General features: G+C 71.4%; 29 protein-coding genes. 14 read left to right on the top strand and 15 right to left on the bottom strand.

Going from position 1 to position 23,191, the window contains the following annotated elements:
• Both AB0I91_RS42465 and AB0I91_RS42460 read right to left on the bottom strand, forming a co-directional pair.
• The coding region (locus AB0I91_RS42465) for a PAS domain-containing protein (protein WP_499641911.1) at nt 1-2,067 on the bottom strand (2,067 nt) is incomplete at its 3' end.
• Between the two features lie 223 nt (nt 2,068-2,290).
• Nucleotides 2,291-3,451, bottom strand: a complete 1,161-nt coding sequence (locus AB0I91_RS42460; protein WP_499617709.1) for an NAD(P)-dependent malic enzyme — start codon at nt 3,449-3,451, stop codon at nt 2,291-2,293.
• A gap of 313 nt (nt 3,452-3,764) precedes the next feature.
• Between AB0I91_RS42460 and AB0I91_RS42455 the strand changes: the two genes are divergently transcribed.
• Nucleotides 3,765-4,358 carry a dTDP-4-dehydrorhamnose 3,5-epimerase family protein gene (locus AB0I91_RS42455; protein WP_498786323.1) on the top strand — a complete coding sequence of 198 codons (594 nt, stop codon included), beginning with the start codon at nt 3,765-3,767 and terminating at the stop codon, nt 4,356-4,358.
• A gap of 86 nt (nt 4,359-4,444) precedes the next feature.
• Here the strand turns inward: AB0I91_RS42455 and AB0I91_RS42450 are convergent, their stop codons facing one another.
• Entirely contained in the window at nt 4,445-4,780 is a 336-nt protein-coding gene (locus AB0I91_RS42450) for a S26 family signal peptidase (RefSeq protein WP_498786325.1), read from the bottom strand.
• A gap of 79 nt (nt 4,781-4,859) precedes the next feature.
• Here AB0I91_RS42450 and sodN point away from each other — a divergent pair, with 79 nt between their 5' ends.
• The 4 genes from sodN (at nt 4,860) to AB0I91_RS42430 (ending at nt 7,357) form a co-directional block, all read left to right on the top strand.
• Entirely contained in the window at nt 4,860-5,279 is a 420-nt protein-coding gene (gene sodN, locus AB0I91_RS42445) for a superoxide dismutase, Ni (protein ID WP_073891370.1), read from the top strand.
• A gap of 193 nt (nt 5,280-5,472) precedes the next feature.
• Nucleotides 5,473-6,264, top strand: coding sequence for a hypothetical protein (locus tag AB0I91_RS42440; RefSeq protein WP_498786328.1), 792 nt, complete (start codon nt 5,473-5,475; stop codon nt 6,262-6,264).
• A gap of 9 nt (nt 6,265-6,273) precedes the next feature.
• Nucleotides 6,274-6,879, top strand: a complete 606-nt coding sequence (locus tag AB0I91_RS42435) for a histidine phosphatase family protein (protein WP_498786330.1) — start codon at nt 6,274-6,276, stop codon at nt 6,877-6,879.
• Nucleotides 6,872-7,357 (top strand): GNAT family N-acetyltransferase, encoded by a 486-nt coding sequence (locus AB0I91_RS42430; RefSeq protein WP_499641909.1) that lies wholly within the window; start codon nt 6,872-6,874, stop codon nt 7,355-7,357. Before AB0I91_RS42435 ends, AB0I91_RS42430 begins: the two co-directional genes overlap by 8 nt.
• Here AB0I91_RS42430 and AB0I91_RS42425 read toward each other — a convergent pair.
• A complete protein-coding gene (locus AB0I91_RS42425) occupies nt 7,332-7,829 on the bottom strand; it encodes a hypothetical protein (RefSeq protein ID WP_499641907.1) in 498 nt (165 codons plus the stop codon). The genes AB0I91_RS42430 and AB0I91_RS42425 overlap by 26 nt on opposite strands.
• 71 nt (nt 7,830-7,900) lie before the next feature.
• Here AB0I91_RS42425 and AB0I91_RS42420 point away from each other — a divergent pair, with 71 nt between their 5' ends.
• Nucleotides 7,901-8,350: a MarR family transcriptional regulator gene (locus AB0I91_RS42420; protein ID WP_498786336.1), complete on the top strand. Its 450-nt coding sequence runs from the start codon at nt 7,901-7,903 to the stop codon at nt 8,348-8,350.
• A gap of 39 nt (nt 8,351-8,389) precedes the next feature.
• Here AB0I91_RS42420 and AB0I91_RS42415 read toward each other — a convergent pair whose 3' ends face one another.
• Together AB0I91_RS42415 and AB0I91_RS42410 are read right to left on the bottom strand one after the other, a co-directional pair.
• Nucleotides 8,390-8,812, bottom strand: a complete 423-nt coding sequence (locus tag AB0I91_RS42415) for a DUF4328 domain-containing protein (RefSeq protein ID WP_499641904.1) — start codon at nt 8,810-8,812, stop codon at nt 8,390-8,392.
• A 15-nt stretch (nt 8,813-8,827) separates the two neighbouring features.
• Nucleotides 8,828-9,115, bottom strand: coding sequence for a zinc-ribbon domain-containing protein (locus AB0I91_RS42410; RefSeq protein WP_499641902.1), 288 nt, complete (start codon nt 9,113-9,115; stop codon nt 8,828-8,830).
• Nucleotides 9,116-9,352: 237 nt separating this feature from the next.
• Here AB0I91_RS42410 and AB0I91_RS42405 point away from each other — a divergent pair, with 237 nt between their 5' ends.
• The gene (locus AB0I91_RS42405; RefSeq protein ID WP_499641900.1) at nt 9,353-10,558 is read left to right on the top strand and encodes an IS110 family RNA-guided transposase; all 1,206 of its coding nucleotides are present in this window, start codon (nt 9,353-9,355) and stop codon (nt 10,556-10,558) included.
• An 83-nt stretch (nt 10,559-10,641) separates the two neighbouring features.
• Here AB0I91_RS42405 and AB0I91_RS42400 read toward each other — a convergent pair whose 3' ends face one another.
• From AB0I91_RS42400 to AB0I91_RS42390, 3 genes are all read right to left on the bottom strand, one after another.
• Nucleotides 10,642-11,448, bottom strand: coding sequence for an SAM-dependent methyltransferase (locus AB0I91_RS42400; RefSeq protein WP_499617691.1), 807 nt, complete (start codon nt 11,446-11,448; stop codon nt 10,642-10,644).
• Between the two features lie 200 nt (nt 11,449-11,648).
• Complete coding sequence (locus AB0I91_RS42395) at nt 11,649-12,398, bottom strand: S1 family peptidase (protein ID WP_498786342.1); 750 nt, start codon at nt 12,396-12,398, stop codon at nt 11,649-11,651.
• 146 nt (nt 12,399-12,544) lie between these two features.
• Complete coding sequence (locus tag AB0I91_RS42390) at nt 12,545-12,976, bottom strand: hypothetical protein (protein WP_499641898.1); 432 nt, start codon at nt 12,974-12,976, stop codon at nt 12,545-12,547.
• Between the two features lie 273 nt (nt 12,977-13,249).
• On the opposite strand from AB0I91_RS42390, the gene AB0I91_RS42385 reads away from it, so the two are divergent.
• Together AB0I91_RS42385 and AB0I91_RS42380 are read left to right on the top strand one after the other, a co-directional pair.
• On the top strand, nt 13,250-14,194 hold the full coding sequence (locus tag AB0I91_RS42385; protein ID WP_498786346.1) for a diacylglycerol/lipid kinase family protein: 945 nt from the start codon (nt 13,250-13,252) through the stop codon (nt 14,192-14,194).
• A 226-nt stretch (nt 14,195-14,420) separates the two neighbouring features.
• Entirely contained in the window at nt 14,421-14,675 is a 255-nt protein-coding gene (locus AB0I91_RS42380) for a WhiB family transcriptional regulator (RefSeq protein ID WP_053719541.1), read from the top strand.
• Nucleotides 14,676-14,807: 132 nt separating this feature from the next.
• Here AB0I91_RS42380 and AB0I91_RS42375 read toward each other — a convergent pair whose 3' ends face one another.
• Together AB0I91_RS42375 and AB0I91_RS42370 are read right to left on the bottom strand one after the other, a co-directional pair.
• Nucleotides 14,808-16,286: a histidine kinase N-terminal domain-containing protein gene (locus AB0I91_RS42375; RefSeq protein ID WP_498786367.1), complete on the bottom strand. Its 1,479-nt coding sequence runs from the start codon at nt 16,284-16,286 to the stop codon at nt 14,808-14,810.
• Nucleotides 16,287-16,502 (bottom strand): biotin/lipoyl-binding carrier protein, encoded by a 216-nt coding sequence (locus AB0I91_RS42370; RefSeq protein ID WP_498786348.1) that lies wholly within the window; start codon nt 16,500-16,502, stop codon nt 16,287-16,289.
• 106 nt (nt 16,503-16,608) lie between these two features.
• Here AB0I91_RS42370 and AB0I91_RS42365 point away from each other — a divergent pair, with 106 nt between their 5' ends.
• The gene (locus AB0I91_RS42365; protein ID WP_096498094.1) at nt 16,609-16,683 is read left to right on the top strand and encodes a 50S ribosomal protein bL37; all 75 of its coding nucleotides are present in this window, start codon (nt 16,609-16,611) and stop codon (nt 16,681-16,683) included.
• A 95-nt stretch (nt 16,684-16,778) separates the two neighbouring features.
• Here AB0I91_RS42365 and rsrA read toward each other — a convergent pair whose 3' ends face one another.
• Together rsrA and AB0I91_RS42355 are read right to left on the bottom strand one after the other, a co-directional pair.
• On the bottom strand, nt 16,779-17,093 hold the full coding sequence (gene rsrA / locus AB0I91_RS42360) for a mycothiol system anti-sigma-R factor (RefSeq protein WP_498786350.1): 315 nt from the start codon (nt 17,091-17,093) through the stop codon (nt 16,779-16,781).
• Entirely contained in the window at nt 17,090-17,716 is a 627-nt protein-coding gene (locus AB0I91_RS42355) for a sigma-70 family RNA polymerase sigma factor (protein WP_053719537.1), read from the bottom strand. The genes rsrA and AB0I91_RS42355 overlap by 4 nt, the downstream gene beginning before the upstream one ends.
• A 214-nt stretch (nt 17,717-17,930) precedes the next feature.
• Here AB0I91_RS42355 and ybaK point away from each other — a divergent pair, with 214 nt between their 5' ends.
• Entirely contained in the window at nt 17,931-18,407 is a 477-nt protein-coding gene (ybaK, locus tag AB0I91_RS42350; RefSeq protein ID WP_498786353.1) for a Cys-tRNA(Pro) deacylase, read from the top strand.
• 63 nt (nt 18,408-18,470) lie between these two features.
• On the opposite strand, the gene AB0I91_RS42345 is transcribed toward ybaK, so the two are convergent.
• Nucleotides 18,471-19,085, bottom strand: a complete 615-nt coding sequence (locus tag AB0I91_RS42345; protein ID WP_498786355.1) for an alpha/beta hydrolase family protein — start codon at nt 19,083-19,085, stop codon at nt 18,471-18,473.
• Nucleotides 19,082-19,843, bottom strand: coding sequence for an SOS response-associated peptidase (locus AB0I91_RS42340; protein ID WP_498786357.1), 762 nt, complete (start codon nt 19,841-19,843; stop codon nt 19,082-19,084). The genes AB0I91_RS42345 and AB0I91_RS42340 overlap by 4 nt, the downstream gene beginning before the upstream one ends.
• Before the next feature lie 100 nt (nt 19,844-19,943).
• On the opposite strand from AB0I91_RS42340, the gene aroA reads away from it, so the two are divergent.
• The 3 genes from aroA to AB0I91_RS42325 all read left to right on the top strand — a co-directional run.
• The gene (aroA, locus tag AB0I91_RS42335; RefSeq protein WP_498786359.1) at nt 19,944-21,218 is read left to right on the top strand and encodes a 3-phosphoshikimate 1-carboxyvinyltransferase; all 1,275 of its coding nucleotides are present in this window, start codon (nt 19,944-19,946) and stop codon (nt 21,216-21,218) included.
• 1 nt (nt 21,219) lies between these two features.
• Entirely contained in the window at nt 21,220-22,230 is a 1,011-nt protein-coding gene (gene rsgA / locus AB0I91_RS42330; RefSeq protein ID WP_498786361.1) for a ribosome small subunit-dependent GTPase A, read from the top strand.
• Between the two features lie 307 nt (nt 22,231-22,537).
• Nucleotides 22,538-23,191, top strand: a 654-nt coding sequence (locus AB0I91_RS42325) for a cellulose-binding domain-containing protein (RefSeq protein ID WP_499641896.1), incomplete at its 3' end; no start/stop codon positions are given.

The raw sequence follows: 23,191 nt of genomic DNA, 5'->3' as shown, positions 1-23,191 counted from the left end.
GTCACCCGCGTCATGGCCCAGCGAATCGTTGACCCGCTTGAAGTTGTCGATGTCGCAGAACAACACCGCGACCTTCGACCGCTCCGGCGACTCCAGCAGCTCCCCGAGCATCTCCTTGACCAGCGCCCGGTTCGGCAACCCGGTCAGCTCGTCGTGCGTGGCCTGGTGCCGCAACGCCTCGGCCGTGCGGCGGCGCTCGGTGATGTCCTGGAACACGATCAGCCAGAACCGGCGGCCGTCGTCCTGCACGGACAGCGCGATGTGCAGCTCGCAGTACACCTGCACGCCGTCGCGGCGGACCAGGATGCGCTGCGGGATCTTGTGCGTGCGCTCGGCGTCCGGCGCGGACATCTCGTCGATCGACGGCAGCCCGCCGCTCGTGTCGTCCGGGTGGGTGAGCGCGCTCGCCGTCATGCCGCGCAGCTGCTCCAGGTCCATGCCGAGCAGGTCGCACAGCGCGTCGTTGGCGTCGACCAGCCGCTCGCCCTCGTCGAACAGGCCGATGCCGACCGGGGTCAGCGACACCAGGTCCGCGAAGCGCTGGCTGGACCGCTTCATCCTGGTCTCGGCGGCGCGCTGCTCGGTGATGTCCTGCGCCGTGCCGACCGCGAGCGGCAGGCCGTCGGGGCCCTTGACCACCACGCCGTAGCTGCGGAACACGCGCAGCCTGCCGTCGTCGCGGCGCACGATCCGGTGTTCGAGCTGGATCGGCACCTCCTCGGTGGCCAACTGCTGCCACAGGTCGTCCACCCAGCCGCGGTCGTCGGGGTGCACGAGGTCGAGGTAGGTCTGGTAGCGGATGCGCTCCCCGCGCGGCACGCCGAACAGCTCGGTCAGCATGTCCGACCACGCCACGTCGCCGGTCTGCAGGTTCCACTCCCAGACGCCGAGCTGGGCGGCCTTCTGCGCGTCGGCGAGCCGGCGGCGGTCGTCGCGGAGCTGGCGTTCCAGCGCGCGGGCCTCGGTGACGTCCTGGACGGTGCCGTGCAGGAGGCTGATGTGGCCGCCCTCGAACTCGGCCCGCGCCCGGCACACGTACACGCGGTCGCCGACCTCGCTGCGCACCTCGGCCTCGAGCGTCCGGCCCTCCGTGGCGCCGCCGCCGTCCTCCAGCTTCAGCAGCTTGCGGCGCAGGTCCTTCAGCACGCCCCGGTCCTCCGGGTGCACGCCGCACAGCAGGTCGTCGTCGGGGACGACGCCCAGCTCGGCGTACATCTCCAGGAAGACCTCGCTGCGGTGCACCGCGCCGGACGCGATGTCGTAGCTCCAGCTGCCCATGCGCGCGAGGCGCTGCGCCTCCAGCAGCCGGGCCCGTTCGGTCTCCAGGGCGCGGTCGGACCGCCACTGGTCGGTGATGTCGCGGATGTAGCCGGTGATGAACTGGGTCCGGCCGTCGGATCTCAGCTTCGCCTCGGCCACGCCGCGGATCCAGCGCAGCTCGCCGTCGGGGAGGATGATCCGGTAGACGATGTCGATCGGGTTGCCGTCCAGCGCCCGGTTGGCCCAGTAGCTGGCGACCATCTCGTAGTCGTCGGGGTGCACGACGTCGAGCACGGCCTGCGCGCCGGGCACCACCTCGCCGGGCCGCACGCCCATCATCTCGTAGTGCGACTCGGACCAGACCGTGACGCCGGTGTCCGGGTCGTACTCCCACGAGCCGATCTGCGCGACCCGCTGCACGGTGCGCAGCCTGCGCTGCTCGTCGCGCAGGTCCTCGGCGGCCTGCGCCAGGTCGGAGACGTCGACCAGCAGCACGGCGTGCAGACCGGTGCCCGGCACCTGGGTGCGCACCACGCGGACCGGCACCAGCGCGCCGTCGGCCTGGTGCAGGCGCAGGTCGTCGGGGCCGCCCAGCAGCAGTTCGCCCAGCGACCGGCCGATGAGGTCCTCGGCGGAACGGGCCTTCGTCAACGCCACCGCCGCGGCGCTGGCCCGCATGACGACGCCCTTGGGGTCGCACAGCAGCGTCGGCGCCTCGGGCAGCGCGATGCCGTCCAGCGCCACGTCGCCGTTCTGCGGACGCGCTGGGTCGAGCACCACCGGAGCGCGTCCAACCCGCTTGGGCACGGTCCCACCTTCCCGTGTTCACGGCAGGGATGACCGGCCCGACCGCACCCAAAGACGGCGTCCCTCTCCACGGGCAATATTCACCCGAGGAGAGGGACGGTAGCGCTTCGGAGCGTCATCGCCCACCCCTCAACGGGCTAACGAAACAACACGTTAGCGGTTTCGTTGCCTGTCGACGGGTACGGACGGATGCGGCCGGAGCTCTCCCAACTCCGACTTGGAGTCAGGCTACTCCGTCTTCGCGGGCTGCCAAGGCCACGGCGGCGGCCACTTCCGGGCCGACCCGCGGGTCGAGCGCGCTCGGCACGATCCGGTCGACCGAGAGGTCGTCGGCGGCGACCTCCGCGATCGCCGCCGCGGCGGCGAGCTTCATGCCCTCGGTGATGCGCTTCGCGCCCGCGTCCAGCGCGCCGCGGAAGATGCCGGGGAACGCGAGGACGTTGTTGATCTGGTTCGGGAAGTCGCTGCGCCCGGTGGCGACCACGGCGGCGTGCCGGCGTGCCACGTCCGGGTGCACCTCGGGGTCCGGGTTGGACAGGGCGAACACGATCGAGTCGTCGGCCATGCTCGCGATCAGCTCTTCGGGCACCTTGGACGACGAGACGCCGACGAACACGTCCGCGCCGCGCAGCGCCTCGGCGATGCCGCCGCGCAGGCCACTGCCGTTGGTGACCTCGGCCAGCTGCGCCTTGACCGGGTTCAGCGCGTCCCGGCCGACGTGCACGATGCCGCGCGAGTCGACCACGGTGACCTCGCCGACGCCCGCGGCCAGCAGGATCTTCGCGCAGGCCACACCGGCCGCGCCCGCGCCGGAGATGACCACGCGCTGGTTCGCCACGTCCTTGCCGAGCACCGTGTTCGCGCCGCGCAGGGCCGCCAGCACCACGACCGCGGTGCCGTGCTGGTCGTCGTGCATGACCGGCACGTCCAGGGCCTCGACGAGCCGGGCCTCCAGCTCGAAGCAGCGCGGCGCGGCGACGTCCTCCAGGTTGACCGCGCCGAACGACGGCCGCAGCCGGACCAGCGTCTCCACGATCTCGTCCACGTCCGTGGTGTCGAGCACCAGCGGGATGGAGTCGAGGCCGCCGAAGGTCTTGAACAGCGCCGCCTTGCCCTCCATCACCGGCAGGGACGCGCTCGGGCCGATGTCGCCCAGGCCGAGCACGGCGGTGCCGTCGCTGACCACGGCGACCAGCCGGTGGGCCCAGGTGTACTTGGCGGCCAGCCCCGGGTCGTCCGCGATGGCCCGGCTGACCCTGGCCACGCCGGGCGTGTAGGCGATCGAGAGCGCGCGGGGGTCGGCCAACGAGGCGGTCGCGCCGACGGCCAGCTTTCCGCCTTCGTGGGCGCGGAAGATTTCCTCGTCACTCAATTCGGTGGTCATCTGGGGCTGGTCGTTCAATGCGGTCACGGAAGTCCTCCTGCGGTGCGCGATACCTGCGGCGCACCGGGACCGGCGTTGTCACGCGGGTCGACGGGGCCTGTCTGGGGGGCGTCCACGCGGTCTGCGGGACGGCTCTCGGTGGCGGTGTGCGGGCAAGCATGGCAGCGACGCCGACGGCTGTCTGCGGCGGGGATCACAGTTTTTCCGCAGGTCAGAGGTAGTGCCACAGAACGTACGTCCGGTTTTCTGGACCGACCGGTCAGTTTCCGCAGGCAGGATCGGTCAAGAACCGCCGCGTTCTAGTGTGTGCGCCATGCAGGCACGTGAGTTGAAAATTTCCGGCGCTTTCGAGTTCACCCCATCGGTGTTCCCCGACGATCGCGGCATGTTCGTCGCGCCGTACCAGGAAGCGGCGTTCGTCGAAGCCGTCGGGCACCCGATGAAGATCGCCCAGACGAACCACAGCGTGTCCAAGCGCGGTGTCGTGCGCGGTGTCCACTTCGCCGACACGCCGCCGGGGCAGGCCAAGTACGTGCACTGCCCGCGCGGGCGCATGATCGACATCGTGGTGGACCTGCGCGTCGGCTCGCCCACGTTCGGCGAGTGGGACGCGATGGAGCTGTCGGAGGGGTTGTTCAACTCCGTGTACCTGCCCGAGGGCGTCGGGCACGCGCTGATGGCGCTGGAGGACGACACGGTCGCGTCGTACCTGTGCTCGGAGGGGTTCAACCCGAAGGCCGAGCACGGCATCCACCCGCTGTCGATGGACCTGCCCTTCCCGGCCGACGTGACGCCGGTGCTGTCGCCGAAGGACGCCGCCGCGCCGACGTTCGAGGAGGCGCGCGACGCCGGGCTGCTGCCGTCCTACGACGAGTGCCTGGCCTGGTACGCCAAGCTGCGCGCCTGATCCCGCCCGACGACCCGCCGGCCCTTCGCGAAGGCCGCCGGCGGTTCACCTTCCCGCGACACCCGCCGCCTCCCCGCGGCCGGCGTTCAGCCGTCCGGTGCGGGCCGCCGGCGCAGCAGCCGGGGCCGGGGCCAGAGCCGGGCGCGGACCACGCCCACCACCTCCGCGGGCCCCAGCGTCCGCGAGTCCGTGGAGGCGAACGGGTTGTCGCCCTCGACGTGCCAGCCGCCGCCGTCGGCCCGGACCGCGCGCTTGACCGACAGCTGCCCGGGCCGCGCCGCCCACCTGACCAGCACAAGATCGTGCCGACGGGGCGGCTTCCCGAAGTGGACCAGCACCACGTCCCCCGTCCGCAGCGTCGGCGCCATCGAGGGCCCGACCACCCGAACCAGCGGCAACGGGTTCGCTTCCGGCCGTGTCAACGCTTCCCCTCCACCTGCTCGCGCCGAGGCCCCGGAGTAGGGTTCGTCACGTCGGAGCATCCACTGTCAGGGAGGAAAGATGCGACTTCTGTCGCGCATCCGTTCACTCCGCCGCCCGCTCCTGGAGGCCACCGCGCACTGCGACCTCCCGTGCGGTGTTTACGACCCGGCCCAGGCCCGGATCGAGGCCGAGTCGGTCAAGGCGATTCAGGAGAAGTACCAGGCGAACGAGGACCCCGAGTTCCGCGCCCGCGCCATCCTGATCAAGGAGCAGCGCAGCGAGCTCGTCAAGCACCACCTGTGGGTGCTGTGGACCGACTACTTCAAGCCGCCGCACTTCGAGAAGTACCCGGAGCTGCACGACTTGTTCAACCGGGCCACCAAGGCGGCCGGCGCGTCCGGCGCGAAGGGCTCCATGGACCCCGCCAAGGGCCAGGAGCTGCTCGACCTGATCGCCCAGATCGACAAGATCTTCTGGGAGACGAAGGCCGCGGCCTGATCACCTGCTCCACGCGGCGCTGACCGAGCGGAACCGTTCGCCTGGTCAGCGCCGTTCCGCGTGCCGAGGCGGTGGTCGGCCACCGTCCCGGTGCGCTGTTCGGGTGACCGTGCGCCGACGCGCGTCCGGGCGCCTGCCCGCCCTGGGACCATCGACGGGTCCCGTTCGGCGGTCGGCAAGGAGATCTCGCCCGATGAGCACGCCCGTCCCCTCCGAGGACTCGGTGCGGAAGCCGTGGGGCGCGGCGGCCCGGTTGTTCCGCGTGCCGCCGCCCGCGGACTCGCCGGCGCTGGGCCGGGTCTCCTCCTGGCGTTCCGTGCTCGGCCTGCTGACGCTGGTCGTCCTCGGCCGGGGCGATCGCGGCGTGGTGGACACCCTGAACGAGGACGGCTGGGGCAAGGCCGTCGAGAACGTGATCATCGCGCTGGCCATCGTGCCCGTCGCCATGGCGCTGCTGTACCTGCGCACCCACCGCGAGCACCGCGCCGAGCTGCGCCTGGGCCCGGTGATCGGCAAGATCGCGCTGCTCCTGCTGACGACCTTCGGCGCGATGGCCCCGATCGTGCTCGTCGTCACCAACGACCTCTTCGACACCTTGGAGCCGACCGACTTCGGCACGGCGGTGCTCGCGCTCTTCGGCGGCCTGCTCGCCATCGCCTACGCGATCTGGGTGGCCGTCTACGTCGGCTGCGCGGCCTGGTGGGCGGTGCGCGGCAGCTGCTTCATCGGCGAGTTCCACCCCCTCCTCGGTCCCGCCGTCACGACCGCCGTGGTCGTCACCGCCACTGCGGTCGAACTGGTCGAGGCCGACACCAACGGCGTGTCCGACTCGCTCTGGCTGACCCTCACCCTCGGCGGCCTGGTCACCACCCTCGTCCTGGCCGCCGTCGAGTACTCGATGCTCCGCGCGCGGCGGATCGCCTGGCGCACCGGCCCGCGACCGCAACCGGTGCCCCGACCCGGTGACGGGGTGCGGCGTCCGTAAGCTCGGGCCGTGACCTCACACGTCTACCTGCTGCGGCACGGTCAAACAGAGTGGTCCGAGAGCGGTCGGCACACCGGGCTGACCGACGTTCCCCTGACCGGGACCGGGGTGCAGCAGGCCCGCCGCGCCGGCGCCGTGCTGGCCCGGCTGCGCGCCACCGACCTGCCGCCCGCGCTGGTGCTGACGAGCCCGCGCCAACGCGCGTGGCGGACCGCCGAGCTGGCCGGGCTGCACGACGTCGAGCGCACCGAGGAGCTCGCCGAGTGGGACTACGGCGACTACGAGGGCCTCACCACGCCCCAGATCCGGGAGACCGACCCGGGCTGGACGGTCTGGACCCACGCCGTGCCCAAGGGCGAGACGCACGACGAGGTGCACGCGCGCGCCGCCAAGGTGCTCGACCGGGCACGCCAGGCGTTGCTCAGCGGTGACGTGGTGCTGGTCGGCCACGGCCACTTCAGCCGCGTGCTCATCGCCACCTGGCTGAACCTGCCGCCGAGCGAGGGCGTCCACTTCGGACTGGACCCGGCCGGCACCACCGTGCTCGGCGACGAGCGCGGCGACCCGCAGGTGCGGCGGCTGAACGTGCCCGCCTGGGAAGTCGACGTTGACTGATCCCCGCATCCGCCGCGTGCGCGAGGAGGACGTGCCCGCCGTCGTCGCCCTCGTCGAAGAGCTGGCCGAGTACGAACGCGCGCGGCACGAGTGCCACCTGACGGTCGAGCAGCTGCACGAGGCGCTGTTCCGCCCCTCGCCCGCCCTCTTCGGCCACGTGGCCGAAGTGGACGGTCGGGTCGTCGGCATGGCCCTGTGGTTCCTCAACTTCTCCACCTGGCGCGGCACGCACGGCATCTACCTCGAAGACCTCTACGTCCAGCCCGACCAGCGCCAGAGCGGCCTCGGCCGGGCGCTGCTGCAAGCCCTCGCCGAGGAGTGCGTCGCCCGCGGCTACGCGCGCCTGGAGTGGTGGGTGCTCGACTGGAACGCGCCCGCGATCGGCTTCTACAAGTCGCTCGGCGCGCTCCCCATGGACGAGTGGACCGTCTTCCGCCTCACCGACGACGCGCTCACGCAACTGGGACTGCACGGCTGACGCCGACCTGCCGGATCAGCCCCACCCACCACACGAACGTGAACGCGATGACGGTCGGGTTCTTCACGAACAGCAGCACGGCCAGGTAGGTCTGCCGCGCCGACTCGGGGAGCAGCCCGCCGACCACCTGCTCGGCGACGACGTCGAACACCAGCACCGCCACCGCCAGCAGGACCCCCTGCCACACCAGGCTCGGCCAGTGCCGCGCCGCGAACGACCGCGCGTTCGCCCACCTCAGCCGCTCCCCCCTGGTCGCCAACCGCCAGATCACGACGACCAGCAGCACCCTCGCGGCCACCACCACGACCTCCGAGGCGAACGCCACCCCGTCCGGCACCAGGTCGCCCCAGTTCACCACCACGAGCCGCTGCACGGACGCCACCAGCGACAACCCGACGATCACCACCCAGTGCCGCAGGTAGAACCGCCCGGCCCAGCGCGGCACCTCGACCGCCAGCCCCAGCTCCGACATGTCCCCCACCTCTCACGCACCGAATATTTTAGTTCAGTGTACTGAAATATCAGGCGCGGTAAAGTGACCGCATGGACGGACGGGACTTCGGACGTGAGCTGAGCACGGCGGTCGTCGCGTTCCACGAGGCCGTCGGCGCGCGCCTGGGCGTGACGGCGGTCGACCAGCGCGCGCTCGCGCTCATCGCGGGCAAGGGCCCGCTGTCGGCGGGCGAGCTGGCCAAGGAGATCAACCTGACCCCCGGCGCGGTCACCGGCGTCGCCGACCGGCTCGAACGCGCGGGCCTGGTGCGGCGCGAACCCGACCCCGGCGACCGCAGGAGGGTGGTGATCACCGCGATCCCCGGCGCGTTCGGGCAGGTCTTCGCCGGGTTGAGCGCGGCGATGGCCGAGTTGGGCGCGCGCTACAGCCCGGAGGAGCAGCAGGTCATCGGGGACTGGGTGGTCCGCGCGGTCGCCGTGCTCAAGGAGCAGACCCGACTGCTGAGCGAGGCCGGAAAGCCCTCTCCCGGCCGGCCGTGATCCGGTTCACGACCACCGCCGCACCACTGCGGCGACACGTCAGATGGACGCCGCCGCCCGCTCCTGGTCGACGGTGATCCGGTTCACGACCACCGCCGGCGCGGCCGCGGCCAGCGCGAGGCACGCCACGTTGAGCCAGGTCGCGGCGAAGGCGAAGTTGACGTAGAACCCCGACGACCGCGACGTGGCGGTGACCGTCTCCGTCGTCGTCAGCCGGAAGGCGGTCACCCACGACAGCACCCAGGACACCCACCACACGGCGACCGGCCCGGTCACCGTCCCCCGCCTGTCCGGCGCCACGGTGGCCACGCCGACGTCGTGCACCACCCGCCACGGGAGGTAGAAGTTCGCCCCCGGCACGAACCAGCCGCCGAACACCCACCCCGGCGCGAGCTGGTGCGTCCCGGCCGCCGCGTTGCGCCGCGCCCGGTGCAGCCAGACCAGGAACACCACGGCGGTCACGACGAACAGCAGGGCTTACGGCAGGCCGACCAGCGGCACGACCATGGTCGACAGCGCCAGCACCGCGTCCGCGACCAGCAGCACCAGCAGCGGCGTCCGCAGCGAGGAGACGTCCTCCCACCGCCGCGGCTCGGCCGGGGCGTGGCCCATCGGCGGCGCGTAGGGCGCCTGGATCACCGGTGGCACCTGCGCCACCGCCGGCTCCAGGTAGGACGGAACGGCCTTCCGCTCCAGCGATGCCCCGCACGAGCGACAGCTCGACACACCGGACAGCACGGGCGTGCCGCAGTTCGGACAAGTCATGGTGATCCCCGTTACCTTTTTCGTAGCTCCTGATCAAGGAGCCGTGGTCGCCAGGTCCGGCATGACTGACGCCCCCAGTCGAACCCATGATCCGGGGGGTGGTGTCACCGGGTCTGGTGGCATCGAGGGACCGCTGATAGGGACACGGCCGCCCACCGGGCAGGTCTCGTCGTAACGTGGGTGCCGGCCGTCGATGCCCGACCGGCGACCACCCTCGATGAACGAACGGCAGGACGGATGACCAGCGGTTACCAGGTGTTCCTCGGCCTGGATGTCGGCAAGGGCGAACACCACGCCGTCGGCCTGGACCCGGCGGGCAAGCGGCTTCATGACGCGCCGTTGCCCAACAGCGAACCGAGACTGCGGGCGTTGTTCGACAAGCTCGCCGCGCACGGGCCGCTGCTGGTGGTGGTCGACCAACCGGCCACGATCGGCGCGCTGCCGGTCGCGGTGGCCCGCGCGTCCGGCCACCAGGTCGCCTACCTGCCCGGCCTGGCCATGCGCCGCATCGCCGACCTCTACCCCGGCCGCGCGAAAACCGACGCGCGGGACGCGTTCGTCATCGCCGACGCGGCCCGCAGCCTGCCGCACACCCTGCGGCCGGTCGACGTCGGCGACGACGCCCTGGCCGAGCTGGACGTGCTGGTCGGCTTCGACGACGACCTGGCCGGCGAGGCCACCCGGATCGGCAACCGCATCCGCGGCCTGCTCACCGGTGTCCACCCCGCTCTGGAACGCGCGATCGGGCCGAGGATCAGCCACCCGGCGGTGCTGGAGATCCTGTCCCGCTGCGGCGGCCCGACCGGCATCGCCAAGGCCGGCCGTCGCAAGCTCACCGCGATCGCCACCGCCCACGCACCTCGCATGGGCGACAAGCTGGTCACCGCGATCCTGGCCGCCCTGGACGAGCAGACCGTCGTCGTCCCGGGCACAACGGCGGCCGACACCGTCCTGCCCCGCCTGGCCGACAGCCTGAAAACCGTCCTCCAGCAACGCAAACAGGTCGCCGCCGAGGTTGAAGGGATACTCGATGCGCACCCTCTTGCCGGGGTCCTGACCTCCATGCCCGGTGTCGGGGTCAGGACCGCAGCCCGCATCCTGCTGGAGATCGGCGACGCGACCGGGTTCAAGTCCTCCGGCCACCTGGCCGCCTACGCCGGCATCGCCCCGGTCACCCGCAGCTCGGGCTCCTCGATCAAGGGCGAACACCCGGCCCGCACCGGCAACCGCAAGCTCAAGCGGGCGTTCTTCCTCGCCGCGTTCGCGGCCTTGTCCGACCCCACCAGCAGGGCCTATTACCAGCGGAAACGCGACGAAGGGAAGAAGCACAACGCCGCGCTGATCTGCCTGGCACGGCGCCGCTGCGACGTTCTGTTCGCCATGCTCCGCGACAAGACCTACTACCGGCACCCCGAACCCACTCCCGCCCCGGCTGCGGCTTGACAACCACATAGGGACACCCCCCGGGCCACAACCACCGCGAATGCGGTTGCCGAACCTTAGACCGACGACCTGACCAGGGAAAATCAGCCGTTCGGCCGCTTCACGCCCACCGCGCCGTAGGTCACGGCCTCGGCGCTGGTCGCCGGCTCGCCCTCGCCACGCCACTTCGTCGCCAGCACCAGCCCGGGGTCGAACAGGTCGAACCCGTCGAGCATCGCCTCGACGTCCGCCCTGGACCGGGCCACGATCGGCGAGTCCGTCTCGGCGGCCACGCCGACCAGCTTGCGCACCAGCTCCGGCTGCTCGTCCGCGGTCAGGTGGCTGATCACCAGGTAGCTGCCGTCGGCGATCACGTCGCGGTAGCGGCGGACCAGCTCGACCGGGCGGTCGTCGTCGGCGATGTACGGCAGGATCGCGACCATCAGCACGGCCACCGGCCGGGTCAGGTCGAGCAGCCCGCGGACCTCGGGCGCGGACAGCACCGCGTCCACGTCCCGGATGTCGGCCTCGGCGATGGCCGCGCCCGCGTTGTCGCGCAGCATGGTGCGGCTGTGGGCCACGGTGGCGGGCTCGTTGTCCACGTACACCACGCGGCACGTCGGGTCGGCCTGCTGGGCGACCTCGTGCACGTTGCCCGCGGTGGGGATGCCGGAGCCGAGGTCGAGGAACTGGCGGATGCCGTGCGCCACGCACAGCCGGACGGCCCGGCGCAGGAACGAGCGGGTGTGCTGGACCATGGCGGCGGTCGGGATCTCGCTCATCGACCGGTCGGCGAACTCGCGGTCGACCGCGAAGTTGTGCGCTCCGCCGAGGTAGTAGTCGTAGAGCCGGGCCACGTTGGGGCGCTCGACATCACCGTTGGTCGACACCCACCTCGGGGGGTTCTGCACTGCGCACCTCACCCTGCCTGCACCCGGAGCGGCGTGAACGCCTGCCAGACCGTATCTGGCTACTCCGTTCGTGTCCATCCGCCAAATGTGAACACGCAGGGTGATTGTGACTGGTGAGTGGGCCCGGATCAAACCGTGGTGCCCCGGCCGAGGGGCGGCGCAGGGGGAGAGATGCCTGCCCCTCGGCCGGGGAGTCCTGCTCACACGCCGGCGTAGGAGCGGATCCAGTCGCGGTAGCGGGTGACGGCGGTGTAGTTCGACCGGGTGGAGCGGTCGCTGGTGGAGGCGACGCCGACCTGGTAGCGGCGGCCGTCGACCGGGCTGGTGGCGAACATCGGGCCGCCCGAGTCGCCGCCGGCGGCGATGCCGTCGATCCGGCTCACCGAGATCGCGATGCCACCCCGGTAGTCGCGCCCGTTGACCGAGGTCACGCGGGTGTTGGCGTACTTGAGGTAGCGGGACTGGCAGTTGATCTCCGGCTGGTTGGTGCAGGTGGCGCCCCAGCCGTAGAGCTGCACGGTCTGGCCGACGGCCACCGCGGTGGTGGTGCCCAGCGGCGCGTACGTGCCCGAGACCGACCGGTCCAGCCGCGCCAGCGCCAGGTCGACCGACGGGTGCTGGATGATCTGGGTGGCGGTGGCCAGGGTGCCGCCGGTGGTCTGGTCGAGGCTGCCGATCCGGAACGTGTAGGTGCCCGAGCTCGCCACGCAGTGCTGCGCGGTCAGGACCCACTGCGGGGCGATGATCGTGGCCGAGCAGTTCTGCTGGCCGTTGCGGAACAGGCGGGCCGCCCACGGGGCGTTGCTCGCCGTGCCGCCGCCGATGATGTACGGCTCGATGCCGCCGGCCTCCTGGGCCGACGCCGCCGGCGCGATCGCGGTCAGGGCGAACGCGGACAGCAGTGCGGTAGTGGCTCCGACCACCGCGGACAGGGCGCGAGTGAATCGCATGGAGTTGTCACCTCAACGAACGCAGGGAGTGGTGAATTCACCACCCACAGCGTCACCTGTCTGAGTGACGGCGACCACCCGCCGTTAGTCGGCGAGCGCCCAGACGATGGTCTGCGGCCGATTGGCCCCACTCGACCAGGGATCGTCTACGCGTCGGTTTCGTCCTCGTCCACGCCGAGCGCCCACCGGCGCACCGGGTTGGTGAACAGCAGCACGAGCGAGACGACGACGTACACCCCGAGCAGCGCGCCCCACAGCTGCCGGTCGGAGGGCCCGTACATGTACCAGGCGACGCCCAGGAGCAGGAGCTGCACGACGACCGCGGGCGTGCGACCCCAGTGCCTGCCGAGCACCAGCCCGACGCCCGCCGCGAGCACACCCGCCGACAGCACCGCGAAGTAGGCCGCCTCGCCCAGCACCTCGCCGGACTTCTCCGCGCTGAACGACCGCACCACCAGCGCGATCGCGAACGCCAGCCCCGTCAGGCCCTGCACCGCGGTCAGCGCGCCCGCCGCCCGCACCGCCGGTGGGACCTTGCCTTCGGTCGACACGCCGCGCCCCTTCAGCTGCGCCCTCAACTGGGCCTTTCCTCACAGTGCGTACTCGTCACGCATCGTAGGCCACCCGGTTGGCGTGTCCCGTTCGACCGCCCCAGGAGCGATGATCACAGGAGTCTCTTCGGCGAGCCGGCGGTCGGGCCGGGGTGCACTTGTCGCGAGGCGGGGAACGACGCGGGACCCGGAAGATTCGGGACACGGAAAGGAGACCTCGGCCACTTTCGTGCGCTCTGCAGCCTCCTACCGGGTGATACGCAACCTGTCGGAGGTCACGCGCTGTCCTACCCTGCAAGAGTGCGCGCACTTCTGGTGGTCAACCCGCAGGCGACGGCAACCACGCCTGCCGGTCGGGACGTGCTCGCGCACGCACTGGCCAGCGATGTGAAGCTCGACATCGTCGAGACGGACTACCGCGGCCACGCGGCCGACGCCGCCGCGCAGGCCGTCCTGGACGGGTACGACCTGGTCGTGGCGCACGGCGGCGACGGCACGGTCAACGAGGTGGTCAACGGCGTGCTGCGCGAGGGCGCGCAGCCGGGCCTGCCCATGCTCGGCGTGGTGCCCGGCGGCTCGGCGAACGTGTTCGCGGGCGCGCTCGGCCTGCCGCGCGACCCGGTCGAGGCCACCTACCGCCTGCTCCAGGCCATCGAGCACGGCACCAGCCGCAAGGTCAGCGTCGGGCACGTCGCGGCCACCGGCGCGGACGTCGACCACGACCGCTGGTTCACCTTCAACGCGGGCGTCGGCTGGGACGCCGACGTGGTCGCGGCCGTCGAGCACCAGCGCGCCAAGGGCCGCCAGGCGTCACCGACCCTCTACGCCCGCACCGCGCTGACCAGCTACTTCACCCAGCGCAGACAGCCGCCGACGCTCACCGTGCGCATTCCCGACGAACCGCTGTTCGAGGACGTGCGGCTGGCGTTCGTCTCGAACACCGACCCGTGGACCTACCTCGGCGACAAGGCGATCCGGCTCAACCCCAGCACGTCCTTCGACGGCGGTCTCGGCTTGTTCGCGCTGCACGGGATGGGATTGCCGACAGTTCTTCGCTACGTCGCGCATCTCTTGGCCACGGATGGGAACCCCAAAGGCGGGAACCTGCTCCGGCGCGACGACGTCGAGTTCGTCCGCGTGACGAGTCCGGAACCCGTCAACCTGCAGGTTGACGGTGACCTGCTCGGCTCGTGCACCGAGGTCGAGTTCACCGGGGTGCCAGGCGTGCTCACGGTCGCCGTGTGATCGTGGCGTGACCGGCTCGGTATCCATCCGCGATGTTGTGACCTGGTGTGACACCGCGGTGTGAAACCCCTGGTGAACCCAGTCGATCTTTCGGGTGAGTTCACTCACCGGGTTGGGGCTAAACCCTTGACATCCCGGCCGTTCGTGAAAGCATTCACAAGCACCCCAAAACCGACCGCTGACGAGTGGCGCGCCTTCGCGCGCGCCTAGCTGAGGAGTAGTTCCAATGGACTGGCGCCACCGCGCGATCTGCCGCGACGAGGACCCCGAGCTGTTCTTCCCCGTGGGGAACAGCGGTCCTGCGCTCCTGCAGATCGCCGAGGCGAAGACCGTCTGCCGCCGCTGCCCCGTCGTCTCCGACTGCCTCTCGTGGGCGCTCGAGAGCGGCCAGGACGCCGGCGTGTGGGGCGGGATGAGCGAAGACGAGCGTCGCGCCCTCAAGCGCCGCAACGCTCGCACCCGGGCTCGCAGCAACGCCTGAGCCGCCTCGAACGAGCAGACGAAAGGCCCGACACCGTGCCAGGTGTCGGGCCTTTCGCTTGTGTTGCACACCCTCCCGCATGACCACGTGACTCCAGCTGAGGCAGGCCGTCACGTGTGCACGGGGAGCAGTCTAACGCCGGGCTCTGAGCGGTACGCGCAGGACCGCCTCTGTACCGCCTCGGGGCCTCCTCCGCAAGCTCAACGAGCCCCTGAGTTCGGACTCCACCAGCGTCCGGACGATCTGCAGCCCGAGCCGGTCGGTGCGCTCCAGCGAGAAGCCCTGGGGCAGGCCGCGGCCGTCGTCCGAGATCACGACGTCCAACCACTTCGCCGAGCGCTCGGCGTGCACGACCACCTCGCCCCGCTGACCCGCCGCGTACGCGTGCTCGAACGCGTTCTGCACGAGTTCGGTCAGCACCATCACCAGCGGGGTGGCGAGCTCGGCCTGGACGATGCCGAACTTCCCGTCCCGGCGCACCACGACCTGCGACTCGGTGGCGGCCACGTCCGACATCATCGGGATGACCTTGTCCACCACGTCGTCGAGGTCCACCCGCTCGTCCACCGACATGGACAGCGTCTCGTGCACCAGCGCGATCGACGTGACGCGGCGCACCGACTCGGCCAGCGCCTCGCGCGCCTCCTCGCTGCTCGTCCGCCTGCTCTGCAGGCGCAGCAGCGCGGCCACCGTCTGCAGGTTGTTCTTCACCCGGTGGTGGATCTCGCGGATCGTCGCGTCCTTCGACATCAGGGCGCGGTCGCGGCGGCGGACCTCCGTGACGTCGCGGCACAGCACCAGCGCGCCCGCCGCGCTGCCGCGCGGTCGCAGCGGCAGGGCGCGGAACAGCACCGCCGCGCCGCGGCGCGACTCGGCCTCGATGCGCATGCTCGGCTGGCCGTCCAGGGCGGACCGGATGCGCTGCGCGACCTCGGTGGCGTCGAACGGGTCGCCGATCAGGGACCGCGTCAGCGGGGCCAGGTGCACGCCGACCAGGTCGGACGCGTGGCCCATGCGGTGGTAGGCGCTCAGCGCGTTCGGGCTGGCGAACACGACCGCGCCCGAGGCGTCCAGCCGGATCAGGCCGTCACCCACGCGCGGGCTGGTGTGCACGTCAGGCGACGGCTCGGTGGTCGGGAACGTGCCGTCCGAGATCATCTGGCACAGGTCGGCGGCGCTGCCGAGGTAGGAGATCTCCAACGGGCTCGGCACGCGCGGCACGGCCAGGTTCGTGTTGCGGCTGAGGACCGCGATGACCTCGCCGTTGCGCTTGACCGGGATCGCCTCGCGGCGGACCGGCACGCCCAGGTGCCAGCGCGGGTCCTCCTCGCGGCAGATGCGGGACTCGGCCATGGCCCGGCGCAGCTGGGGGTGCTCCTCGACGTCCACCATGCTGCCGACGACGTCCTCGGGGTGCGCGGTCGGCGCGGTCGTCGGCCGGGCCTGCGCGACGCACAGGAACGTCGTCTCGTCCAGCGGCACCCACATCAGGAAGTCGGCGAAGCTGAGGTCGGACAGCAGCTGCCACTCCGCGACCACGAGCTGCAGGTGGTCGACGGCGCCGCCGGAGAGCTTGGTGTGCTCGGCGAGGAGGTCGGTGAGCGTGGACAGCTACTCCACCACCGCGATGAGGTCACCCTCCTGGACCACGTCGCCGGTCGACACGGCGATGCGGGTGATCCGGCCCGCGCCCTCGGGGAGGACCGGGATCTCCATCTTCATGCTCTCGAGCACCACGACCGTGGTCTCGTGCGTGACCTCGTCGCCTTCCTGGACGGCGATCTGGGCCACGTTGGCCACGATCTCGGCCCGGATCTCCTCGGCCATGGTCCTCCTTCGTCGAGTCCATCCAACCACGATTCAGACCCGGTGCCGTGCCCGGGCGACCGCGTGACACACTGGGATGAAGCATGACGAGCACTAGGAGAACCCCATGTCGAAGCGTGCCCGCAAGCGCCGCGACCGCAAGAAGGGTGGCGCGAACCACGGGAAGCGCCCCAACGCCTGATTCCACGTCACGGCGTGCGAAGGCCCCGGAGCACCGCTCCGGGGCCTTCGACCTTCTCCACCGCTCGTCCCGCCGGCCGCGATCGGCCCCGGCGGTCAGCTGCTGGACGTCTCGGTCCTCGTCACCGTCGTGGTGACCTCGACCTCCACCGTCGTCTGGTCCGCCGTCTGGTAGAGCCGGGCGCGCAGGCGCCGCCTCAGCTCCTCGGGCGCGTGCTCGCCGCCGCACTTGCGGGCCAGCAGCGCCTTCAGGTGCTCCTCGATGCCGTACTGCTCCAGGCACGGGTGGCACTCCTCCAGGTGGGTCTGGAGCAGCTCTTTGCGCCTCTCGTCGCACTCGTGGTCGAGGAAGAGGTAGACCTCGGACAGGACCTCGGAGCAGTCCGTCTCGTGCGGTTCGCCGCAGCTCATCGGCCCGCCACCTCCTGGTGACCGTCGCGGATGATGCCGCGCTCGCGCGCGGTGTCCGCCAGCTGGTCGCGAAGCTGCCTGCGGCCCCGGTGCAACCGGGACATCACGGTTCCGATGGGGGTGCCCATGATGTCTGCGATCTCCTTGTAGGCGAAGCCCTCCACGTCCGCGAGGTACACCGCGATCCGGAACTCCTCCGGCAGGCGCTGCAAGGCTTCCTTGACGTCTGAGTCCGGCAGCCGGTCCATCGCCTCGACCTCCGCCGACCTCAACCCGGTCGACGTGTGGCTCTCCGCCTGCGCCAACTGCCAGTCCGTGATCTCGTCGGTCGGCTGCTGGATCGGTTGGCGCTGCTTCTTGCGGTAGCCGTTGATGTAGGTGTTGGTGAGGATGCGGTACAGCCAGGCCTTGAGGTTCGTGCCCTCCGAGAAGGACGCGAAGGCGGCGTACGCCTTGAGGTAGGTCTCCTGGACCAGGTCCTCGGCGTCGGCCGGGTTGCGGGTCATCCGCAGGGCCGCCGAGTACAACTGGTCGAGCATCGGCATCGCGTCGCGCTCGAACCTGGCTGCGCGCTCGGCCGTTGTCTCGTCAGTCGGCGTGTCCTGCGTTCGCGTGGCTGGCACCGCGCTCCCTTCCCACCGGCTGGTCAGCGCGGTGGATGGCACTGTCTGGGACGCAGTCGAGGATACGCGGCGGTCCCCGGGTCGGCAGTGAGCCGAGCCACGCGGTGGGCGCGCCTTGACCTGCCTGCCGACCTGCTGGTCCATCACCTCGGTAGCCACGTTCGCAGCAACGCGACGAGGTCGCCGCGCATTCCCTCGGCTATCGTGCGCGATCATGGCCGGTCGTGGAACGCCCGCCACCGCGTTGCTGGACAAGCAGAAGGTGGCCTACGCGCTGCACGCCTACGAGCACGACCCCCGGCACGAGTCGTACGGGCTGGAGGCGGCGGAGGCGTTGGGGATCGCCCCCGAACGGGTGTTCAAGACGCTGGTCGCGGACGTGGACGGCAAGTTGGCCGTCGGTGTGGTTCCGGTCACGGGCCAGCTGGACCTGAAGGCGCTGGCCGCGGCCGTCGGCGGGAAGAAGGCGAAGATGGCCGACGTCGCGGCGGCCGAGCGCGCCACCGGGTACGTGGCGGGCGGCATCTCCCCGCTGGGGCAGAAGAAGCGGCTGCCGGTGGCGCTGGACGCCTCGGCGGAGGCCTTCGAGACCATCTACTGCTCCGCCGGACGGCGCGGGCTCGAGGTCGAGATCGCACCGGAAGCGCTGGTCAGGCTCACGCAGGCGGTCGTCGCACCGATCTCGGCCTGACCGCCCGCGCCCGGCTCGCGAGGGCGGGTCGGCGCAGGTCGCGGGGTCCGCCGTCAGGTCCGCTCACACCTCGAGCGGGCGCAGCACGCGGTCCAGCCACTCGCCCACGGCGCGGCCCACCGCGCCCACGTCGGCCTTGAGGTTGTGGTCGCCGGGCAGCAGCACGACGTCGCGGTGGTGCGCCGCCTCGGGCCTGCCGAACGGGTCGTTCTCGCCCTGCACGACCAGGGTGGCGACCTCGACGCCGTCCAGCTCCGGCATCCGCGACTTCTCCGGCTTGCCCGGCGGGTGCACGGGGAACGCCAGGCACAGCACGGCCACCGCCTGACCCTCCGACGACGTCCGGCACGCCACCCGCGCGCCGGAGGACCGCCCGCCGAACAGCAGCGGCAGGTCGTCGAACCACGTCTCGCCCAGCTCGTCGGCCACCGCGAGCCACGCCGCGTCGAGCTGCTTGGCGGGCGCGGGCGCGCGGCGGCCCGCCACCCGGTACGGCTGCTCGACCAGCGCCACGTGCACGCCGACGTCCACCGCCGCGCGGGTCGCGGCCACCAGGTCCGGCGCGGCGATGCCGCCGCCCGCGCCGTGCCCCAGCAGGAGCGCGGCGCGGCTCTCGGACGCGCAGTGCAGCTCGGCCCGCGCGGGGCCGTACGGGGTGTCGACCACCCGCGAGGTCATTTCAGCTCGAACAAGGTGGGCTCCGGCTTCTCGGACTCCCCCAGCGTGACGGCCGCCATCAGCGACGGGTCGTTGTTCTTGATGCTGTTGACCTTCGTCGACACCGGGCGCAGCTCCAGCGCGTCGACCAGGTCCAGGTCGGGCGCGAGCAGGTCCTTCGGGTCCTCGTTGTCCGGGTCGAGCCACGCCGCCCAGCGGTCCTTCGGCAGCACCAGCGGCATCCGGTGGTGCACGGAGGTCATCTCGCCGATCGCGTCCGTGGTCAGCACGGCGCACGTGATGATCGGCTTGCGCTCGTCGCCCTCCTGCTGCCACCACACCGACCAGATGCCGGCCATGGCGAGGCTGGAGTCGTCGCCGGGGTTGATGAAGTACGGCTGCTTGCGGCCCTCGCCCGGCTGCCACTCGTACCAGCCCGCGGCCGGGACGATGCACCGGCGCTTGGCCGCCGAGTTCCGGTAGGCGGGCTTGTCCAGCACGCTCTCCGCCCGCGCGTTGATCATCTTCGCGGCGCCGGACAGGTCCTTGGCCCAGTGCGGCACCAGGCCCCAGCGCATCACGCGGACGCTGCGCTCGGTGGTGTCGGGGTCGGGGTTGCCCTCGTCGTCGCGCGGGTGCCGCTCGACCACGGCGAGCACCTGCTTGGTCGGCGCGACGTTGTAGTCCGCGCCGGGCGCGTCGCCCTCGGTGCCGTCGACCGCGTCGAACTCCGCCGCGAGCAGCGCGGGGTTCTTGGTGGACGCGTACCTGCCGCACACACCGATCACCTCTCCACAGATCACCCTCGGGCGATGCCATCGTCGCACGTCGGAAAGCCCGGTGCGAGCTGTCGACCACCCGATGCGGAATCATCAAGCCATGACTCAGCAGTGGTCCGCTCCCACCGCCGACGGCCCGGTCGACGCGACGGTACCCGTGCCCGGCTCCAAGTCGATCACCAACCGCGCGCTCGTGCTCGCCGCCCTGGCCGACCGCGCGTCCACCCTGCACGCGCCGCTGCGCAGCCGCGACACCAACCTGATGGTCGACGCGCTGCGGTCGCTCGGCGTCGGCGTCGTCGACGGTCCGGACGGGTCCTGGCTGGTCACGCCCCACGAGCTGCACGGACCGGCGCAGGTCGACTGCGGTCTGGCGGGCACCGTGATGCGGTTCCTGCCGCCCGCCGCCGCGCTCGCGGTCGGCGACATCACCTTCGACGGCGACCCGCACGCGCGGACCCGGCCGATGACCACGATCCTGGACGCGCTGCGGGCGCTGGGCGCGGACGTGGCGGGCGACGCGCTGCCGTTCACGCTGCACGGCAAGGGCGGCGTGCCCGGCGGCGAGGTCACCATCGACGCCTCGGCGTCGTCCCAGTTCGTGTCCGGGCTCCTGCTGTCGGGCGCGCGTTACGAGAGCGGCGTGACGATCCGGCACGACGGCAAGCCCGTGCCGTCCATGCCGCACATCGAGATGACCGTGGCGATGATGCGCCAGGCCGGCGTCGTGGTGGACGACGCGTCGCCGAACGAGTGGCGGGTCGAGCCGGGTGTCGTCGAGGGCCGCGACTGGCACGTCGAGCCGGACCTGTCCAACGCGACCGCGTTCCTGGCGGCGGCGGCCGTGACCGGCGGTCGGGTGACGATCCCGGGCTGGCCGACGCGGACCACGCAGCCCGGCGGCGCGGCCCAGGACCTGTTCGGGCGCATGGGGTGCGAGGTCGAGCTGTCCGACGCCGGTCTGGTGCTGCGCGGGCCCGACCGGTTGACCGGGATCGACGTCGACCTGCGTGACGAGAGCGAGCTGACGCCGACCATCGCGGCCTTGGCGGCGCTGGCCGACGGGCGGACGCGGATCCGCGGTGTCGCCCACATCCGCGGCCACGAGACGGACCGGCTCGCCGCGCTCGTCACCGAGATCAACCGGCTGGGCGGCGACGCGGAGGAGACCGAGGACGGCCTGGTCATCACGCCGCGACCGCTGCGCGGCGGCGTCTGGCGGGCCTACGCCGACCACCGGATGGCCACCGCCGGCGCGATCATCGGCCTGGTCGTCGAGGGCGTGTCCGTGGACGACATCGGCTGCACCACGAAGACGCTGCCCGACTTCCCGGGCATGTGGGCGGCCATGCTGTCGCTGCCGGGGGCGCGCTGACGTGGCGAGGGGCGACTGGCGGCGGTTGGACGAGTCCGACGTGCGGGTGCGGCCGGGCAAGGGCACCCGGCCGCGCAGCAAGCGCCGGCCCGAGCACGCGGACGCGGTGCCCGCCATGGTCGTCGGGGTCGACCGGGGTCGGTGGACGTGCGCGATGGACGGCGACCCGGGTCGGATGGTCGTCGCCATGCGGGCGCGGGAGCTCGGCCGCACGCCGGTCGTCGTCGGCGACCACGTCGGGCTGGTCGGCGACACGTCCGGTCAGCCGGACACGTTGGCGCGGATCGTGCGGGTGGAGGAGCGGCGCAGCGTGCTGCGGCGCACGGCGGACGACACCGACCCGTTCGAGCGGGTGGTGGTGGCCAACGCCGAGCAGCTGGTGATCGTGTCGGCGTTGGCGGACCCGCAGCCGCGGCGCGGTTTCATCGACCGGTGCCTGGTGGCGGCGTGGGCGGGCGGGCTGGAACCCCTGCTGTGCTTGACGAAGTCGGACCTGGCGCCGCCGGACGAGCTGGTCGCCGCGTACGCGGAGCTGAACCTGCCCGTGGTCGTGACGCGGTCCGACGAGGACCCGGACGAGCTGCGCGGGCGGCTGGCGAACCGGTTGTCGGCGTTGATCGGGCACTCGGGTGTCGGCAAGTCGACGTTGGTGAACCGGCTCGTGCCCGACGCGCACCGGGCGGTGGGCGTGGTGAGCGGTGTCGGCAAGGGCCGGCACACGTCGACGCAGACCGTCGCCCTGCCGCTGCCGGAGGGCGGCTGGGCGGTGGACACGCCGGGCATCCGCTCGTTCGGCCTGGCGCACATCACGCCGGACGACATCGTGGGCGCGTTCCCGGACATGAAGGCGATGGCCGAGGAGTGCCCGTCGGGCTGCGGTCACCAGGGCCCGCCCGACGACCCGGACTGCATGCTGGACGAACTGGTCCGCACCGGCGAGGCCTCCCCCGGCCGCCTGGGCTCCCTGCGCCGCCTCCTCTCCTCCCGCGGCAAACTGGAGGAATACGACTGATCCCTTTGCCCGCCCATTGAGACGGTCAAGCTCGCCCTGTTGACCTCGAGGCCTTGCGCACTCCATTCTGGGAACAGATCAACCGCTTAACCGCCGGTATCGTCGTCGTGCCCGGAAGGTGTCCATGAGAACGCGCTCAAATATTTAGCACTATCGCTAAAATGTTTAGCGACGTGCTGGTCGCCCGGCCATATCGGCACTCGGCCGATCTCGCCGACTTCTTGAGCCGATGACCGTTCTCGTCGACAAACGCGATCGCGGACGGCCACTGTTCGAAAACTTGCGCAAAGTCCGCAGAGGAGACGTCATGTCAATGCTACGACGCAGCTTCACGACCAGGTTCAGAGCAGCAAATGTCGGCGCCGCGGTGGCGAGCGCCGCACTGCTGGCAACGGCTGCGACCCTCGTGGCGTTGCCGGCCGGCGCCGCGGCCGCCGGCTGCTCGGTGAACTACGCCGTGGCTTCGCAGTGGCAGGACGGGTTCACCGGCAACGTGTCGATCACCAACCTGGGTGATCCGCTGACCGGGTGGACGTTGACGTGGTCGTTCGGCGCGGGCCAGACGGTGACGCAGTCGTGGAACACGTCGTTGACGCAGAGCGGTTCCGCGGTGACCGCGAAGAACGTGAGCTACAACGGTTCGATCGCCACCGGCGGTTCGGCGTCGTTCGGTTTCAACGGGTCGTGGACGGGCAGCAACCCGATTCCGACGAGTTTCGCCCTGAACGGCGTGGTGTGCACCGGTAGCACGACATCGACGACCACCCCGACCAGCACCACTTCCACCACCACTTCCACGACGACGACCACCACCACCACGACGCCCAGCCAGTGCTCCCTCCCGTCGACGTACCGCTGGTCGTCGTCGGGCGTGCTGGCGAACCCGAGGTCGGGCTGGGTGTCGCTCAAGGACTTCACCTACGTGCCGTACAACGGCAAGCACCTGGTCTACGGCACGACG

Origin of the sequence: Actinosynnema sp. NPDC049800 (assembly GCF_040656635.1) — a bacterium.
In the GTDB taxonomy this organism is placed as follows: domain Bacteria; phylum Actinomycetota; class Actinomycetes; order Mycobacteriales; family Pseudonocardiaceae; genus Actinosynnema.
Note: the sequence above shows the minus strand (reverse complement) of the source record. Positions and strands in the feature narration are given on the sequence as shown.

Coding starts and splice junctions, on each gene's coding strand:
- AB0I91_RS42420 (WP_498786336.1), top strand. CDS start 7,901: ATGGACGGACGGGACTTCGGACGTGAGCTGAGCACGGCGGTCGTCGCG.
- AB0I91_RS42455 (WP_498786323.1), top strand. CDS start 3,765: ATGCAGGCACGTGAGTTGAAAATTTCCGGCGCTTTCGAGTTCACCCCA.
- ybaK (WP_498786353.1), top strand. CDS start 17,931: ATGGCCGGTCGTGGAACGCCCGCCACCGCGTTGCTGGACAAGCAGAAG.
- AB0I91_RS42405 (WP_499641900.1), top strand. CDS start 9,353: ATGACCAGCGGTTACCAGGTGTTCCTCGGCCTGGATGTCGGCAAGGGC.
- sodN (WP_073891370.1), top strand. CDS start 4,860: ATGCGACTTCTGTCGCGCATCCGTTCACTCCGCCGCCCGCTCCTGGAG.
- aroA (WP_498786359.1), top strand. CDS start 19,944: ATGACTCAGCAGTGGTCCGCTCCCACCGCCGACGGCCCGGTCGACGCG.
- AB0I91_RS42380 (WP_053719541.1), top strand. CDS start 14,421: ATGGACTGGCGCCACCGCGCGATCTGCCGCGACGAGGACCCCGAGCTG.
- AB0I91_RS42440 (WP_498786328.1), top strand. CDS start 5,473: ATGAGCACGCCCGTCCCCTCCGAGGACTCGGTGCGGAAGCCGTGGGGC.
- AB0I91_RS42395 (WP_498786342.1), bottom strand. CDS start 12,398: ATGCGATTCACTCGCGCCCTGTCCGCGGTGGTCGGAGCCACTACCGCA.
- AB0I91_RS42345 (WP_498786355.1), bottom strand. CDS start 19,085: ATGACCTCGCGGGTGGTCGACACCCCGTACGGCCCCGCGCGGGCCGAG.
- AB0I91_RS42410 (WP_499641902.1), bottom strand. CDS start 9,115: ATGACTTGTCCGAACTGCGGCACGCCCGTGCTGTCCGGTGTGTCGAGC.
- AB0I91_RS42460 (WP_499617709.1), bottom strand. CDS start 3,451: ATGACCACCGAATTGAGTGACGAGGAAATCTTCCGCGCCCACGAAGGC.
- AB0I91_RS42425 (WP_499641907.1), bottom strand. CDS start 7,829: ATGTCGGAGCTGGGGCTGGCGGTCGAGGTGCCGCGCTGGGCCGGGCGG.
- AB0I91_RS42370 (WP_498786348.1), bottom strand. CDS start 16,502: ATGGCCGAGGAGATCCGGGCCGAGATCGTGGCCAACGTGGCCCAGATC.
- rsrA (WP_498786350.1), bottom strand. CDS start 17,093: ATGAGCTGCGGCGAACCGCACGAGACGGACTGCTCCGAGGTCCTGTCC.